Here is a 15519-nt window from a genome sequence, read left to right on the forward strand (position 1 = left end):
GCAACATTACCCGATCTCGTAGCCTGCGAGGACGGCTTCGGCGCAACGCAGGCCGTCCACTGCGGCTGACATGATCCCGCCCGCGTAACCGGCGCCTTCCCCGCAGGGATAGACGCCGCGCAGATTCGACTGCAGCGAGTCATCTCGTAGCACGCGCACCGGTGAGGACGAGCGCGTCTCCACTCCCGTAAGCACCGCGTCGGCCGTCGCGAAACCTCGCAGACGCCGATCGAACAGTGGCGCTGCCTCACGCAGCGCGGAGACGACGAACTCCGGCAGGCACTGCGAGAGATCCGCGTAGCGCACGCCCAGAGGATACGTCGGCTGCACACCGCCCGCCGCGGAGGAGATCGTGCCCGGTAGGAAGTCGCCGAGAAGCTGCGCCGGCGCGCGGTAGTCGCGCCCGCCGAGCTCGAACGCGGCTTGCTCCCACTGCCGCTGAAACCGTATCCCCGCCAATGGGTGATCGTCTCGGAAATCCGGAGGCGTCACGTTCACCAGAAAGGCCGCGTTCGAGTTCACCCCATCGCGGGCGAACCGGCTCATGCCGTTCGTGACCACGCCTCCGGGCTCGCTTGCCGCCGCGACAACCTCGCCGCCGGGACACATGCAGAACGTGTAGACCGAGCGTCCGGACGGCAGGTGGCACGAGAGCTTGTAGTCCGCCGCACCGAGCTCGGGGTTCTCGGCCGCCGAACCGTATTGCGCGCGATTGACCATCTGCTGGTCGTGCTCGATCCGGACGCCGATGGAGAACGGCTTCTGCGCAAGGTTCGCGCCGCGGCTGTGGAGCATCTCAAAGGTGTCGCGCGCGCTGTGGCCTGTCGCCAGGATGAGCACCTCGGCTGCGATCTCCTCTCGGCCTCGCTCACTCTCGGTCACCACGGCGCGAAGCGCGCTGTCACCGTCGAGGACCAGGTCGCACAGGCGCGTCCCAAAGCGCACTTCGCCGCCGAGCGACTCGATCTCCTCCCGCACCCGCCGGATCGCACCGGTGAGATGGTCCGTGCCGATGTGCGGCTTGGCCTGCCAGAGTATCTCCTCGGCGGCACCCGCCTGAACGAAAGCTTCGAGAACGCTGCGGCAGCGGGGGTTATGGGTGTTGGTGGTGAGCTTTCCGTCCGAGAAGGTCCCGGCGCCGCCTTCGCCAAACTGGATGTTCGACTCCGGGTCGAGCACGCCGTCGCGGACGAAAGCGCTCACCGCGCGAATGCGCCCGTCGACGGCCGCGCCGCGCTCGAGCACAAGCGGCCGCGCGCCGGAGCGCGCGAGAAGGAGCGCCGCGAACAGCCCCGCGGGGCCTGTGCCCACGACGACGGGCCGCACCTTGGGGGCAACCTCGAGTCGCACGACGACTGACGGCGATTCCGGCGCGGCGACGAAAACATCCGCGTCGTCCACGCGACGCACAACGGCCGCCTCGTCGGCGCCGAGCGTCACTCCGAGCGTCATCACGAAGTGAACGTTGCTCCGGCGTCGGGCATCAACGGATCGCTTCAGCAAGCGCATCGACTCTATCTGCCCCACGTCGACGCCCAGGCGCTTCGCGGCCGCGCACCTCAGCCCGCCTTCACCCGACGGGCCTCCCGCCGAAAGCGGGAGTTCGAGGTTGCGTATCTCGATCACGCCGAGCCTCCCGTAGCGAAGCGCGCGGCGCCCTCCCCTGCGGCGATGCCGGACGCCCAGGCCCAGTGCAGGTTGAAGCCGCCACAACTGCCGTCGATGTCGAGCACCTCGCCTGCGGCGAAGAGTCCGCTCACGAGGCGCGATTCCATCGTGGCCGGATCGAACTGCGCGACCGACGCGCCTCCTCGGGTGACTTGCGCCTGCTTGGCATCTCCCGTGCCGATGACCGCAAGACGGAAGTCTTTGAGCAGCTCGGCAAGTCGCGCCTGAGGTAACTCCACGACCGGTATCCTCGGGTCGATTCGCGCAGCACGCAAGACGGCGCGCGCCACTGGGCTGTGAAGCATGCCGTCGAAGAATGTCTCGGCGGTCCGCCACGGAAGGACGCAACACCGCTCGGCGATCAGTGTCTGAAACTCATCGGATGCGACGTCCGGGAACAAGTCGATCGAGAGAACGCATCCCTTCTCCAGATAGCGGGAGAGGTCGAAGATCATGATGCCGCTCACGCCGTACTCGCGGAACAGTAGCTCACCTCGCTCGGCCGCGAGGGGCTCGCCGGCGCCCGAGAGGAGGCTCGCCGCACACCTCACGCGAATGCCGGAGAGTCCGCGGATGGGCTCCGCGTCCGTTTTGATCGGCCCGAGAACCGGTGCGCATGTCACGAGCTCGTGGCCCACACCGGCAAGAAGCGAGTCACAGCCGCCGCCGGTGGCGACAACCACCGCGTCTGCGTGAACCGTCTCGCCGTCTCGGCCGGACACCTCGAAGCCCGCCGGATCATCCGTCGCCGAGACGGACGCAACCTCGAAGCCGCAGCGCTCCTCCACGCCGAGACGCGCGCATTCGAGCCGCATCACGTCAAGGACGGAGTTGGCGCTGTTTGTCGTGGGGTAGACGCGCCCTTCCTCGTCGGCGTAGGTGAGAAGGCCCATGCCGCCGAAGAAGGAGCGCACGCCCTCGCAGGGAAGCATGGCGAGAATCGGCCCGACGAAATCGGGATGGTTGTACGCCACAGGCGCCGCCGAGACGTTCGTGAGGTTGCAGCGCCCATTGCCGCTGGCGAGGATCTTCCTCCCGACACGGGCGCCTCCCTCAAGAAGCGTGACGGCAACGCCTGCGCGCGCCGCAGCTAGAGCGGCTGCCAGCCCGGCTGCTCCGCCACCGACGATGACGACCCTCGGCTCGCGCATCGTGCCTCTCTTGACCGTCTGTTTCGTCAACGTCTTCTAGCTGCGGTCGGTAACCTCGATCAGGTGGTAACCGAACTGCGTCTTGACCGGACCGTGAACAACGCCGACTTCATCGTTGAAACAGACCTGATCAAACTCGCTCACCATCTGACCCGGACGAAATGTGCCAAGATCGCCGCCTTTCCTGCCTGACGGACAGCTTGAGAATTGGCGGGCCAGCTCGGCGAAATCCGCGCCTTCTTCGATCTGGCGCTTGAGATCGAGTGCTTGTTCCTCGGTTGCCACAAGGATGTGGCGGGCGCACGCAGTAGCCATGGTGTCTCCTATCTCGATTGCAGTACTAGGGATTGTCTACGGAATCGCCCTCTTGCGCTACACCACATCATTCAGGTGAGAGCGTTTCTCGGCGTACATGTTGCAGTCGGCCTCGCTCAGGATCGTGCTCACGTCGGCAGAAGCGGTCACTCTGGCCGCGCCGATGCTCAAATCGACGACGCATCCGTTGGCATTCCCTGTGGCCACCACAGCAGCCCTGAGGCGCTTCACGACTTCTTCGACGGCCGGCGGCGCCTGGTCGTGAAGCACGACACCGAATTCGTCGCCGCCCACCCGCGCGACCATGTCCACTTCCCGCACCGCCGACTTCATAGCCTGTCCTATATTGCACAGCATCTCATCACCGAACTCGTGGCCAAATTGGTCGTTACAGGCCTTGAATCGGTCGACATCGGCAAACAGGACGGTCGAATCCGCGCCTCGCCGCGCTAACGCTATCGCGCGTTCGATTTCGGCGGAAAACGCCCGACGGTTGGGCAAGCCGGTGAGCACATCGTGGTTCGCGAGATGATCGAGTTGCTCGGCAAGGACGCGCATGTCGGTGATGTCGTAGCACGCCCCGATGTAGCCGAGAAACTCCGCCTCGGGCCCGTAGAACGGCCGACCGAAATCGCGGATCCATCGAAAGACGCCATCGTGGCGCCGCATGCGGTACTCCATGACGAACGCCGCGTGCTGTGCGAAGCTCTCTCGCCAGATCGAGACGCACTGGCCGAGGTCTTCTGAATAGACGCTCTCGGCCCAGCCATCGCCGTACTCCTGTTCAAGGGTGCGGCCGGTGAACTCCAGCCATGCGGTGTTGAACCAGTCGCACTGACCATCGGTGTTCGCGCGCCAGATAAGCGCGGGGAACTCTTGCAGGAGCGTGAGATAGAAGTCCCTTGGTACTGTATTGTCGCGCCCCGGTGCCCGCGCCACGCGCTCTGAGCTCACGGCCAGCCTCGACTCTTTACAGGTGATCCGCCCGCAATCGGACGGCTTTCACCACTACTCAAACAAACTACCGCTTGCAAGGAACACCTTCAAGCATGCATCGCATACCGCTTGGTCGTAGAGTACCCCGGCACCCTCAGAAATCTCCTGTAGCGCGGCATCGACCCCGAGCGCCGCACGGTACGGGCGGTGGGACGACATCGCCTCAACAACGTCGGCGACCATGAGCACTTTCGCGCCGAGGAGGATCTCGTCGCTGGTGAGACCCCGCGGGTAGCCGGAACCATTGCAGCGCTCCTGGTGTTGATACACCATCTGCGCGATACTTTCGCCCATTCCGGCCGACGTAACGAGGCGGTATCCTATCTCCGAGTGCTCCTCGATCATCTTGCGTTCGACAGCAATCAGGTTACGCGGCCGCGACAGCAGTTCCGCCGGAACGGCGATCTTCCCGATGTCGTGAAGAAGGGCGGCGGTTCTGATCTCGCGCACCTCTTCGGCAGGCAAACCCAGCTCTTGGGCGATCGCCTCGGCCAGGTGCGCGACGTTGCGCTGGTGCCCCGCAGTGTAGGGATCGCGGATCTCGACCATGCCGTCTACGACGGTCATGAGCGCTTCGGACGACCTAGCGAGTTCCTGCGCACGCTTCCTGAGCGACTCTTGCATCCGATCGCGATCTTCCTGGTCGAGCACCAGTCGTGCGATCAACAGCAGTGCGAGAGGGAACAGGGTGATCAGGGGCAACCAGAGGCGGGCGACCGCTTCGATTCCAGCCTCTCCTAGTCCCACCGCCAGTGCGCCAAGCATGATCACATGCACTGTGAGACCCAAGACAAGGATGTGAGCAGGCCGCATTACGTCGTGGCCTCGGCGGCGCAGGAAGTAGAAGAGCGTACCGAGAGCGGCCGACTCAACAATGACGAAGATTCCTACCGCCACGCCGACGCCGCCAAGCCAAATTCGAAACGCACCGCACATGATGACCGCGATCAGTGCGACCCAGGGTCCCCCGAACATGCCGGCTGCCGCAAGGATCACCGATCGGCCGTCGAAGATGAAGCCGGGTGCAAGCACCAACGGATCCGACATGGCAACCATCCCGATGCTGCCGTAGACCACGCCACAGAGTGCGTTTCTGAGTACGCCCCTGTCGGGCCAAGACCTCATGATCCACTGCTCGGCTACGACGAGCAGCACGATCAGGCCGGTGTTCTCGATTAGGCTGGCAAGAATCATGGAATCGACTTCTTCTTGTGGACCGCCCCACCCACTTCATGGATGTTGATTCCCTTTCGGACGCAAGCGAGAACATCAGCGACTGAAGCCTCTGTAACCAGTGGGGAACGATACGAGCGAAGCACTCTCTCGCTCCACTCACGTTGGATATGCTGATGTCGCGAAACGTCGATTGGAGGGCTTGTGCTCATCCGCCCCATCGCGATTCTAACAGTGGCAGCTTGCCTGGTCGCGACAGTGACACTCGGCTGTGCGCGGTCGCAGCCAACCGCACAGAAGCAGCCTCTCCCCTCCACCTCGGTCGAGCCCACTGTCTCCCCCATCCCCGAACCGACCAAGACCCCTGAGCCCGCTCCGGAGCCCGCACCACAGCCTGCACCAGTTCCGGCGCCCGTCCCCACTCCACCCGTCACCCCCGCTCCCACCGACAACAAGACGCGCGCGTGGTACTTCATGCCGGTCACCACACACAAGGTGCCCGCAGTCGCTTCGGAAGCCGCTACCCTGCTCCCGGCGTACGGGGGCATCTACGTTGGCCCCAACGCGCAATCGGTCTACCTGACGTTTGACGAGGGATATGAAAACGGGCTCACGCCCAAGATCCTCGACGCGCTAGCACGCAACAATGTGAAGGCCACCTTCTTCGTCACCGAATCCTTCATTCGCGCGAACCCCGATCTGGTGCGACGAATGGTTGCCGAGGGCCACGTGGTAGGGAATCACAGTTCAACCCACCCCTCGATGCCGACACTTGCAGGCGACACGGCGGCGTTCAAGGCGCAGTTCACCAAGACTGAGGCGGCATTCACCGAGGTCACGGGTGGGCAGATGGCAAATGTCTTCAGGCCGCCGATGGGCGAGTACAGCCCGCTGTCACTCTGGATCACTCAGTCTCTCGGCTACGAGACGGTGTTCTGGAGTTTCGCGCACCGCGACTGGGTCGTGGATGACCAGCCCTCGGTTGACGTCACAGTCGACCGCATCCTGACCGGCAGCCACCCCGGCGCAATTTATCTACTCCACGGCGTCTCATCAAGCGACACGGCGGCGCTTGACCGAGCGATCGCGGGACTGCGCACACAGGGTTACGGCTTCGGGGTTCTCGGCGAGTAGAGGCGCGTTCGAAGTTGTCCCCATTTGGAGAAATGAGGGTGGTCGCCCGTCGGCGAACCACCCTCGTCAGCGTCTCTGTGGCGGAGAGCTAGGGATTTGAACCCTAGATACGGTTTGACGCCGCATACACGATTTCCAGTCGTGCGCCTTAAGCCACTCGGCCAGCTCTCCGTGTGCGCCGGCAAATCTCGAAACGGCGCAACCGCGAGTATAACGAGCGAGGGGCTTCGCGGCAACGAGGCAATGTGGGGACTGGAGTATGGTTGGCTGTTGGCACACAATAGAGTTGCGAAGCACATGTCCGTCACGTGACGACCTGGGGGATCTGCCAATGAGCGTCCGCATAATCACCGATTCGGCCTGCGATCTGCCTCTTGCCCTCGCCGAGAAGAACGATATCGATGTTCTGTCCATGCCGTTTGTGCTCAAGGGCGAAGAACATCTCGATGATCTGGGCAAGACGACCGATATCGACGAGTTCTACGACACGCTACGCGCCGGAGAAAACGCGACCACGTCCCAGGTTCCGTTCGGCAGCTCATATGAGGCCTTCGAGCGCGCCTACGCGGCCGGTTCGGCAGCGGTGTTCATCAGCCTGTCCGCCGAGCTTTCCGGCACCTACCAAACGGCGGTGCTCGCGCGTGACCAGTTCCTCGAAGCGCATCCAGACGCCTCGATCTATGTCGTCGATTCTAAGTGCGCCTCGACCGGCGAGGGACTGCTCGTCTTGGCTGCGGCCGAGCGGGCTGCCGAGGGAATGCGCGCCGATGAAATCGCGCAATGGGTCGAGGACAACCGCGGCCGGGTGAATCACCTGTTCACGATCGACTCCTTCGAGCACCTCGTCCGCGGTGGGCGCGTTTCCGCCGCCATGGGGGCGGCCGGAACGATCCTCAACATCAAGCCTGTCATGCGCGTCGACGATCGCGGGCGCCTGGTTCCGCTCAAGAAGCCGCGCGGACGCCACAAGGCCCTCGAGGCAATCGCAGATCTGACCGCCGAGCGAATCGAAGATCCTGCATCGCAAACCATCGTGATCGCGCACGGTCAATGGCCCGAATACGCCGAGGAACTCAAGCGCATGATCCTTGAGCGAATCACCGTCGGCGGCGTCATCGACGCGCGCATCGGCTGTGTCATAGGCGCACACACGGGACCCGGAGTGCTCTCTGTCTACTTCTGGGGCGTGAGACGCGAACCGTACAACGACTAGGACTGCGAACCGGACTCCCTCAGGGCCGGCACGGGCTGCCCGAAGAATTCGACGAAGAAGATCCACACGATCAGGATCGCGCCCATCCAGATCAAGATGGAGACCGTCGCAGGGATGGGCACTACAAGCAGCATCACGACCAAGATCGTGAAGATCGTCAGCGTGGTATTGCGCAGCCGATCTTTGTGTACGTACACCCATGCGCCGAAGGACCCAAAGTCGCGTCCGCCGGCGGCACCATACACGAAGCGCTGAGCCTCATCGCGCAGCACACGAGCGAAGATGGACTGTCCCGCAGCAACGGCGGCAAACCAGATGGCTATTCCGACGAAGAAAAATATCCACTCGGTGGTCATGAGAGGACCCGCAACCGCGCCGTAGAGTGCCCTCGCGACATCCGTCGGGACTTCGTTCAAGCTGGCCACGCCGCTCACGAATATGAAGCGGCCGATCGCCGCCACACCCAGTGACAACACCATCGCCAACGCGATCGCGAATCCTGCCGCCTCGGCGGCAAACCGGCGATCGGCAGCCAGTATGAAGGCGGCTCCCATCAGCAGCAGCGCTAAGACCGGAAGGATCGCCGCCGAACGGTTCAGCAGTTGGAACGCACGCTGATACTTCCCCAGTTTCCACGAACTGACGACCGTAGCCAAGCTCGCCTGCGAGGGCACGAGAATCGCACCCGTGAAAGTCAGTCCCTGCCCCGACAGCAGGTAAGCCACATACTGCGAACTCACCTTCATGTCGATGGACACGACGGTGGGCTGCCCAGCGTTCGAGGACGAAGCTGCTGTCAACGCGCTCACCAGGGTTGGGTGGACTTCGATCGCCGTCTGTTGCCAGTACGCGTAGAAGTCCGGCGACTGCGTGAACGCAAGCGCCTGGGCGCGGATGTAATTCTCGGCGGCGCTGGCAAGCGGAATTGCCAAGGACTGTCCCCGATCGCTGAGAGCTTGAGCCGCAAGGGACTTCAGGTCGACTGCCTTGACGATGGCATTCGTGGCCGTGTCGGCAACGTAGGCCTGGATGGCAGGATCGGATGAGAGCGAAGAGACTTCGTCGACGAAGGTGGTCCGATCCATGACGCTTCTGTTGAACCAGATCGCGACAACGGACAAAGAGAAGCAGATCGCCGCCAAGACCACAAGGCTCACCACGGCTGCTCTGCGTCGTTTCTGGTCGGTCGACTTGCTCGGCCCCGTCATTTCCGCCCCTCTGCTCGGGTATGATCTCCAAAATACGTGATTGTTCTGCAGGCGAGTTGAAACGCTCTACAGAAGTATTCCCCTCAACGCCATTCAGCCATTGGCAGAAGAGAACCCTCAGAAAGGACAGAAACATGCTCGGAAGAGTCATCATCCGTTGGGTCATCACCTCGATCGCCGTCGCGGTGGCCGTGCTGCTGGTGCCTGGTATTGCCGTCGGCTCGAACGCAGCTTTCGCTGTAATCGCAATGGCTGCGATCCTAGGGTTGGTGAACGCGTTCCTCCGGCCGATCCTGAGCCTCTTGTCGTGCGGACTGATCGTGGCGACATTGGGACTCTTCACGCTGGTAATCAACGCCGGCACGCTTCTGCTCTCCTCGTGGATTGCGCAGAACTGGCTGTTCGTGGACTTCTCGGTGAACGGATTCTGGCCGGCGTTCTGGGGCGCGATCATCATCAGCGTGGTCAGCTTCCTGCTCTCCATATTCGTTAAAGACTCCGACGACTAACGTGAGGTGATATTCATGGCGCACGCGATCTGGAAAGGCGCCATCTCTTTCGGTCTGGTGACGATCCCCGTCGAGTTGTTCTCGGCGGTGACCAAGAACGAGATCGCGTTCCATCTACTCGACAGCCGAGACATGGCGCCGGTACGCAACGAGCGGGTAAACGCCACCACAGGTGAAGAAGTGGCGTGGGATTCGATCGCCAAGGGGTACCAGTTGCCTGACGGACGCTGGATCACGATGACCGACGAGGACTTCTCGGCGGCGAACGTGAAGGCAACCCGGACGATCGACGTTCTGAGCGCGGTGTGCGAAGACGACGTGCCGGACGAGTACTTCGAAACGCCGTACTTCCTCGCCCCGGAACAGCAGGGGCGCAAAGCCTACGCACTCTTGCGCGAAGCGCTGCGGACGGCGGGCCGGATCGCGATCGGCCAGATCGTCATCCGATCGCGGCAACGCCTGTGTGCGCTCATCCCGCACGGGGATGTGCTCATGCTCGTCGTGATGCGCTACGCCTACGAGTTGCGCTCGGCAGACGACCTCGACCTGCCCTCCGGCGATCTGGCGGCCGTGGGCGTCACCGACGCCGAAACCATGCTTGCCGCTCAACTTGTCGCCACTATCAAGGGCGATTGGGATCCCTCGCGTTACCGCGACTCATATCATGACGACCTCCTCGCGCTCATCGCACGCAAGGCCGAGGGCGAGACGATCGAAATCGCCGAGCCGGCACCCGTCAAGACCGCCGAGGTCATCGACATCATGGATCTCCTCAAGCGCAGCATCGAGGACGCACGAGCAAGCACCGGGGCTTAGGGCTCATACGATGCCGCTTGAGGAGTACAACGCGAAGCGCGACTTCACGCACACGCCGGAGCCGGCAGGCGGGGGTGCGAACGAAAGCGGCGGGGCGAAACTCAGCTTTGTGGTGCAGAAACATCACGCGTCCTCGCTCCATTACGACTTCCGTCTCGAACTCGACGGCGTGCTGCTCTCCTGGGCGGTGCCCAAGGGGCCATCGCTCGACACACGCGACAAGCGGCTCGCCATCCGCGTGGAGGACCATCCCCTAAGCTATGGCAGCTTCGAAGGCACGATCCCCGAGGGCGAGTACGGCGGGGGCAGCGTGATCGTGTGGGACCGCGGGACGTGGGAACCTCTCGGCGATCCGCACGCGGGGCTTGCGAAGGGCGACTTCAAGTTCACACTCTCGGGCGAAAAGCTGCGGGGCGTGTGGGTGCTCGTGCGGCTCAAGCCCCGGCCCAACGAACGGCAGGAAAGCTGGCTGCTCATCAAAGAGCGCGACGATTTCGCGCGCCCCCGCGAGACCGGTGACATTCTCGCCGAGCGCCCCGAGAGCGTGGTGAGCGGTCTGGGAGTGGACGAGGTGGGCCGCCGAGACCCCCCGGCGACGGCCACCGTAGGGCGGGAGGCGGCGACCCCGCCTCCCGCAGTGGTCGACCTCGAGCTCGCCACGCTCGTCGAGCGCCCTCCCGAAGGCAACGAGTGGCTGGCCGAGGTCAAGTACGACGGCTACCGGGTCGCTATTGTGCTCGACGGAGGACGCGCCCGGGTCTTCACCCGCAGCCATGCCGACTGGACCGACCGCTTCGCCCCACTCGCGCTCGCCGTCGAGGGGCTGCCTGCGACCTCGGCGGTCATCGACGGCGAGGCCGTCGTCTTCGACGAGCGCGGGATCTCGCGTTTCGACCTCCTCCAGCACGCCCTCGGCGAGCACCCCGAGAAGATCGGCTTCGCCGCCTTCGACCTGCTGCACCTGAACGGCCACGACCTGCGCAACCTGCCGCTGATCGATCGCAAGGAGCTGCTCTGCGCGCTGCTGTGCGACCGGCCTGCCGGCTCCCCGCTCCGTTACGCCGACCACGTGATCGGTGGCGCGCCCGAGTTCTTCCGCGAAGCCTGCCGAGCAGACCTTGAGGGTACCGTCTGCAAGCGCGCAGCCAGCCGATACGTCCCCGGCCGAGGCCGCGACTGGCTCAAGGTGAAGTGCCGTCAGGTGCAGGAGTTCGTCGTCGGCGGGTTCACGGAAGGCGCCGGCTCGCGCGTCGGGCTGGGATCGCTCCTGCTCGGCGTCTATGATGGCGCCCGCTTTGCGTACGCTGGCCGCGTCGGCACCGGCTTCGACGACGCCACCCTCGCAGCGCTGCGCGACCGGCTCGACGCCCTCGAGACTCCCGCACCGCCGTTTGAGCCGCCGCCCCACATCACCGGCCACACCCTCCACTGGGTCCGTCCCACCCTTGTCGTCCAAGTTGCCTTCCGCGAGTGGACCGCCGACAACGTCCTACGCCAACCCGTCTACCTCGGCCTGCGCGAGGACAAAGCTGCAAGCGAAGTAGCGCGAGAGGCTTCATCCACAGAAGCGCCCCCAAAGGCGTCGGCCGCCGAAGGCGGCCCAGCCGCTGAGAGCGGTCAGGTGGAGGGCTCGGCAAAGGGCTTCGCAGACAGTGACGCAATGGATGGGCGCGACCCGCTCGGTCGAGAACCATCCCCTTTGCCGAGCCCTCCACCTGACCGCGGGCGACGCGCGGTCCTCGGCGTCCCCATCTCAAACCCCGACAAGCTCCTCTTCCCCGCCTCCGACTTCCCCAAGTTCGCCCTAGCCGAGTACTACGCCGCCGTCGCGCCGCTCATGCTTCCGCTCGTCGCGAACCGTCCGCTCACGCTCGTCCGATGCCCCCACGGCGGAGGAGCGGGGTGCTTCTACCAGCGCCACCCGGACGCCGGCCTGCCGCACGCGATCCACGTGCTCCCCCACGCGCTCGGCAGCACGCGCGAGATGCTGGAGTGGCTGACCGTGGACACGGCCGAAGGGCTCATCGCACTCGCGCAGATGGGCGCAGTCGAGGTGCACGCGTGGCTCTCGCGCGCGGATGCGCCCGCACGCCCGGACCTGCTGGTCTTCGATCTGGATCCCGGCCCCGATCTCACTCGGCCACAGATCCGCGCGGTGGCGCTGCTTGTGCGCGATGAGTGCGCCTCTCTCGGCTTCACGCCATACCTCAAGTCAACCGGCGGCAAGGGTCTGCACGTGGTCATGCCGATCGAGCCGGTCTGGGACTTCACGCGAGTCCGCGTGCTGACCAAAGCGCTCGCGGAACGCTTGGCGGCGCTTCACCCGAACACGATCACGAGCCGCATGGCGAAGGACCTGCGCGGTGGCCGCGTCTTTCTCGACTACCTGCGCAACGCCGAGGGTGCCAGCGCCGTCGCGCCGTACTCGACGCGCAATCGCCCGGGCCCGACCTGCTCCGTGCCGCTGGCGTGGGACGAACTCACCGACGAACTCGACACCGGCCTCTTCACGCCCGCCCGCGTCCTTGCGCGCGTGGCAGCTGGGACCGATCCCTGGCGCACCATCGCCGAGAACCCCGCGAGCGAGCGTGTGCTTCGCGCCGCCGAGAAGGCGCTCGGCCTCGGCTAGCTGAACGGTCCGCGGCTACCCTGCGCCGCCACCGCCACCGCCACCGCCACCGCCACCGCCGCCCGAGAAGCCACCGCCGCCGCCCGAGGCCGACGACATCGCACTGGAGGCGATCTGCGAGGCAGAGGCGAACCCGCCCTGCAGGTCCGACACGGGCGAATGACCATACGCTCCGGCGTAGACCCACCAATAGGTAAGTTGGAAGCCTGGATCCGCCACGACCTCCGGGATCGCCACGCGCAACTGCTCGATGACCTCCTCGGCGATACCGAAGACGACCGCGAGGATGAGGAAGCGGTTCCACAGGATCACAGACGCGGGCGGAGCTTCCTTGAGGCGCGAAAAATCCTTCAAGTAGTTGCGAACGCCGCGGTACTTCGCATAGAGTTCGGTGCCCTCCGGCGAACGGCGCGTCATGAACGGCGCGATCGCACCGATGATAATCGCCGCGGGAAGGCCCACAATGAGCGGCAGCCCGCTGCCGCTGGCTACCGCCGCCCAGATGGTGATCGCCCCGACCGCAACCGCGAGCACGAAAAGCCCGACGCGCCACGATGTGCCGGCCGGCTCGATCAGCCCGAGTGAATCGGCCTGCGCGGACGCCGCCGTCTTCCAGTCCTTCATCTCCTCAGCGAAGGTCTGTGCGTGATCCTTCGCGTACGCCTTGATGTCGTCCAGCGTGACCGAGCCGCCCGTGCCGATCCGGTTGAACAGAATGTCGGCAATCTGGGCGTCAAGGCCGGTAAGGTTCCCGCTGCGGCCTTCGATGAGCGCCAGCCGGTAGGTCTGACGGTCTTTGCTGCCGAAGAGTTTGCGCTCGGTGACGGTCTCGGGCTGCATCGTGATCATCTTGCGGTCCGCCAAGTCCATCAGCGTGGCCGCAAGATCTGCGTCCGTGACCTGACCGTAGCGCCAAAGTGCGCCTACCACCGCGGGTGGAAGGTCCGGGCGCGGGTCCTCTCGGAAGTATTCGCCTTGGAACTCGGGCTTGTAGTCGCGCCCATAACGCAGGTACGCCCAGATCGCGAGCGCCACACCCAGAATGCCGAGCAGCCATGCGCCGCCCACGGCAAACCACATGACGGCCTGCGCCTGCGTGCGCTTCGCATTCGCGTCGTTAGCGAGCTTGGCCTCCTCGGCCAGCACGGCATCACGCCGTGCAGAGGAGTTCGCAGTCGTCGCCGAGAGTGCCGCGGCCGGGTAGAGAATCCGTGCCTCGACGAAGGTCGAAGCAGGCACGTCGGCCACCTTGAGAGTCACGGTGCCGTCGGACTGAATCGCCACGTTGCCGGTCAGAGGCCCGTGGGCCCATGCCTGGACTTGGTCCTTGGAAAGCGTCGCCGGCGGCTTGATGGTGATGCTCACGTCTGTCACCGGCACCGCCCACTCCTTGCCGATGAACTGCCAGTACAGCTCGCCGGTATCCGACCAGCGCTGCGCGGCGCCGGCAACGTCGTAGGTCAACCGGAACGCGGCGGCCTGGTTCGACTTGCTGAAGTATGCGTACACCCGCACGCTGGTGCCGGAGTCCTGGAGATAGTAGGTGCCGGGAGTGCCCTGGACTTTTGCGAGTGTGTAGGGCTTCGACGCCCCGGCAGACACTTCCGCGACCTCGAGAACCTTGATGCCCGTCGCGGACTTCTTCGACAACTCCCAGTACACGAAGCTGTAGTCACCGGTGAAGTTGAAGCTGCGATTCTCGACCACCGACATCGATCCGTCAGGCTTCACCTGCGCCTGGATATCGACCGGTCCGGTTGTGTAACTCTTGGCGAGTGCTGTGGTCGCGCCCGAGAACAACGCGATGAGCAGCGCCGCCGAGATGAGCAGCGCCCTTGCGGACGAGCGGCTGGCAGCTTTGCGGAAGACCCGGTTCACGGTGCGTCCTTCCTGAGTCGGCGGAAAAAGTCGCGCAGCAACGCAGCGGACTCCTTGGCTAGTATTCCCGAAGTCACGTCGAACCGGTGGTTGAGCCGCTCGTCGTCTGAGAGATCGTACAGCGTGCCGAGCGCTCCGGCTTTGGGATCGGTTGCACCGTACACGCAGCGGGCAATGCGCGCCTGGTGCATAGCCCCCGCGCACATCGGGCAGGGCTCGAGCGTCACGTAGACCGTGCAGTCCGAGAGCCGCCAGCGCTGCAGGCTTCGCGCGGCCTCGCGGATCGCAATGAGCTCGGCGTGCGCGGTCGGGTCGAAGTCGAGTTCGCGGCGGTTCGAGGCGCTCGAGACCACAGCGCCGTCGCATACGACGACCGCGCCAATCGGCACTTCGCCGAACTGCGCCGCCTGACGCGCCTGATCGAGCGCCATCGCCATGAACATCTCATCGTCGTGCATGCCGCTCCTCGCATCCGAACCCCGACGCCTGCGCGTCAACGTAGAGTCTAGCGCAGCTCGGCCGAGAAGACGCGAGTGTCGCTCACCCCGCCTGCGGCACATCTTGCTTGAGCGGTCGCACAATGAAGTCGACTTCGCAGTCCAGCGCCCTCCCACCGACTCTTGCCTTCGCCACTCATGCTAGACTGTTTCCTGCTCAAACGCCCTTGTGGAGGGGTGGCAGAGTGGTTGAATGCAACGGTCTTGAAAACCGTCTTGGCGCAAGCCAACGTGGGTTCGAATCCCACCCCCTCCGCCATTTTCCCGTCGCCTTCTCGGCGTATTTGGTTCACAATCAGACTGCACCCCCTGCGTGAGCCAACACCCTGATA

At 64.5% G+C, this 15519-nt stretch carries 12 protein-coding genes, 2 tRNA genes and 2 pseudogenes; 8 read left to right on the forward strand and 8 right to left on the reverse strand.

Features of this window, described 5'->3' with window-relative positions:
* Positions 1–6: 6 nt before the first annotated feature.
* From HGA39_06095 to HGA39_06115, 5 genes and pseudogenes are all read right to left on the reverse strand, one after another.
* Positions 7–1626, reverse strand: a complete 1620-nt coding sequence (locus HGA39_06095) for an FAD-dependent oxidoreductase (protein NTW28920.1) — start codon at positions 1624–1626, stop codon at positions 7–9.
* The gene (locus HGA39_06100; GenBank protein ID NTW28921.1) at positions 1623–2819 is read right to left on the reverse strand and encodes an aminoacetone oxidase family FAD-binding enzyme; all 1197 of its coding nucleotides are present in this window, start codon (positions 2817–2819) and stop codon (positions 1623–1625) included. The genes HGA39_06095 and HGA39_06100 overlap by 4 nt, the downstream gene beginning before the upstream one ends.
* 36 nt (positions 2820–2855) lie before the next feature.
* The gene (locus tag HGA39_06105) at positions 2856–3134 is read right to left on the reverse strand and encodes a peptidylprolyl isomerase (protein ID NTW28922.1); all 279 of its coding nucleotides are present in this window, start codon (positions 3132–3134) and stop codon (positions 2856–2858) included.
* A gap of 558 nt (positions 3135–3692) precedes the next feature.
* Positions 3693–4115 (reverse strand): annotated as a pseudogene (locus HGA39_06110) (PAS domain-containing protein).
* Positions 4116–4142: 27 nt separating this feature from the next.
* Complete coding sequence (locus HGA39_06115) at positions 4143–5324, reverse strand: HD domain-containing protein (GenBank protein ID NTW28923.1); 1182 nt, start codon at positions 5322–5324, stop codon at positions 4143–4145.
* A 183-nt stretch (positions 5325–5507) separates the two neighbouring features.
* Here HGA39_06115 and HGA39_06120 point away from each other — a divergent pair, with 183 nt between their 5' ends.
* The gene (locus HGA39_06120; GenBank protein NTW28924.1) at positions 5508–6437 is read left to right on the forward strand and encodes a polysaccharide deacetylase family protein; all 930 of its coding nucleotides are present in this window, start codon (positions 5508–5510) and stop codon (positions 6435–6437) included.
* Between the two features lie 78 nt (positions 6438–6515).
* Here HGA39_06120 and HGA39_06125 read toward each other — a convergent pair.
* Positions 6516–6608: transfer RNA gene (locus HGA39_06125), tRNA-Ser, on the reverse strand.
* A gap of 160 nt (positions 6609–6768) precedes the next feature.
* Here HGA39_06125 and HGA39_06130 point away from each other — a divergent pair.
* Positions 6769–7650, forward strand: a complete 882-nt coding sequence (locus HGA39_06130) for a DegV family protein (GenBank protein ID NTW28925.1) — start codon at positions 6769–6771, stop codon at positions 7648–7650.
* On the opposite strand, the gene HGA39_06135 is transcribed toward HGA39_06130, so the two are convergent.
* Entirely contained in the window at positions 7647–8735 is a 1089-nt protein-coding gene (locus tag HGA39_06135) for a hypothetical protein (GenBank protein NTW28926.1), read from the reverse strand. The two genes, HGA39_06130 and HGA39_06135, sit on opposite strands and share 4 nt — an antisense overlap.
* Here HGA39_06135 and HGA39_06140 point away from each other — a divergent pair.
* The 5 genes and pseudogenes from HGA39_06140 to HGA39_06160 all read left to right on the forward strand — a co-directional run bounded on the left by HGA39_06140 (position 8734) and on the right by HGA39_06160 (position 12900).
* A complete protein-coding gene (locus HGA39_06140) occupies positions 8734–8898 on the forward strand; it encodes a hypothetical protein (GenBank protein ID NTW28927.1) in 165 nt (54 codons plus the stop codon). The two genes, HGA39_06135 and HGA39_06140, sit on opposite strands and share 2 nt — an antisense overlap.
* Before the next feature lie 94 nt (positions 8899–8992).
* Positions 8993–9367 carry a phage holin family protein gene (locus HGA39_06145; protein ID NTW28928.1) on the forward strand — a complete coding sequence of 125 codons (375 nt, stop codon included), beginning with the start codon at positions 8993–8995 and terminating at the stop codon, positions 9365–9367.
* A 15-nt stretch (positions 9368–9382) separates the two neighbouring features.
* Entirely contained in the window at positions 9383–10183 is an 801-nt protein-coding gene (locus HGA39_06150; GenBank protein NTW28929.1) for a Ku protein, read from the forward strand.
* 10 nt (positions 10184–10193) lie between these two features.
* A complete protein-coding gene (ligD, locus tag HGA39_06155; protein NTW28930.1) occupies positions 10194–12812 on the forward strand; it encodes a DNA ligase D in 2619 nt (872 codons plus the stop codon).
* Between the two features lie 22 nt (positions 12813–12834).
* Positions 12835–12900: pseudogene (locus tag HGA39_06160) on the forward strand (DUF2497 domain-containing protein).
* Between the two features lie 1786 nt (positions 12901–14686).
* On the opposite strand, the gene HGA39_06165 reads toward HGA39_06160, so the two are convergent.
* Entirely contained in the window at positions 14687–15148 is a 462-nt protein-coding gene (locus HGA39_06165) for a nucleoside deaminase (GenBank protein NTW28931.1), read from the reverse strand.
* A gap of 210 nt (positions 15149–15358) precedes the next feature.
* On the opposite strand from HGA39_06165, the gene HGA39_06170 reads away from it, so the two are divergent.
* Positions 15359–15446: transfer RNA gene (locus tag HGA39_06170), tRNA-Ser, on the forward strand.
* Positions 15447–15519 lie beyond the last annotated feature (73 nt).

The sequence above is a fragment of the Coriobacteriia bacterium genome (genome assembly GCA_013336165.1).
Taxonomy (GTDB): Bacteria; Actinomycetota; Coriobacteriia; order Anaerosomatales; family JAAXUF01; genus JAAXUF01.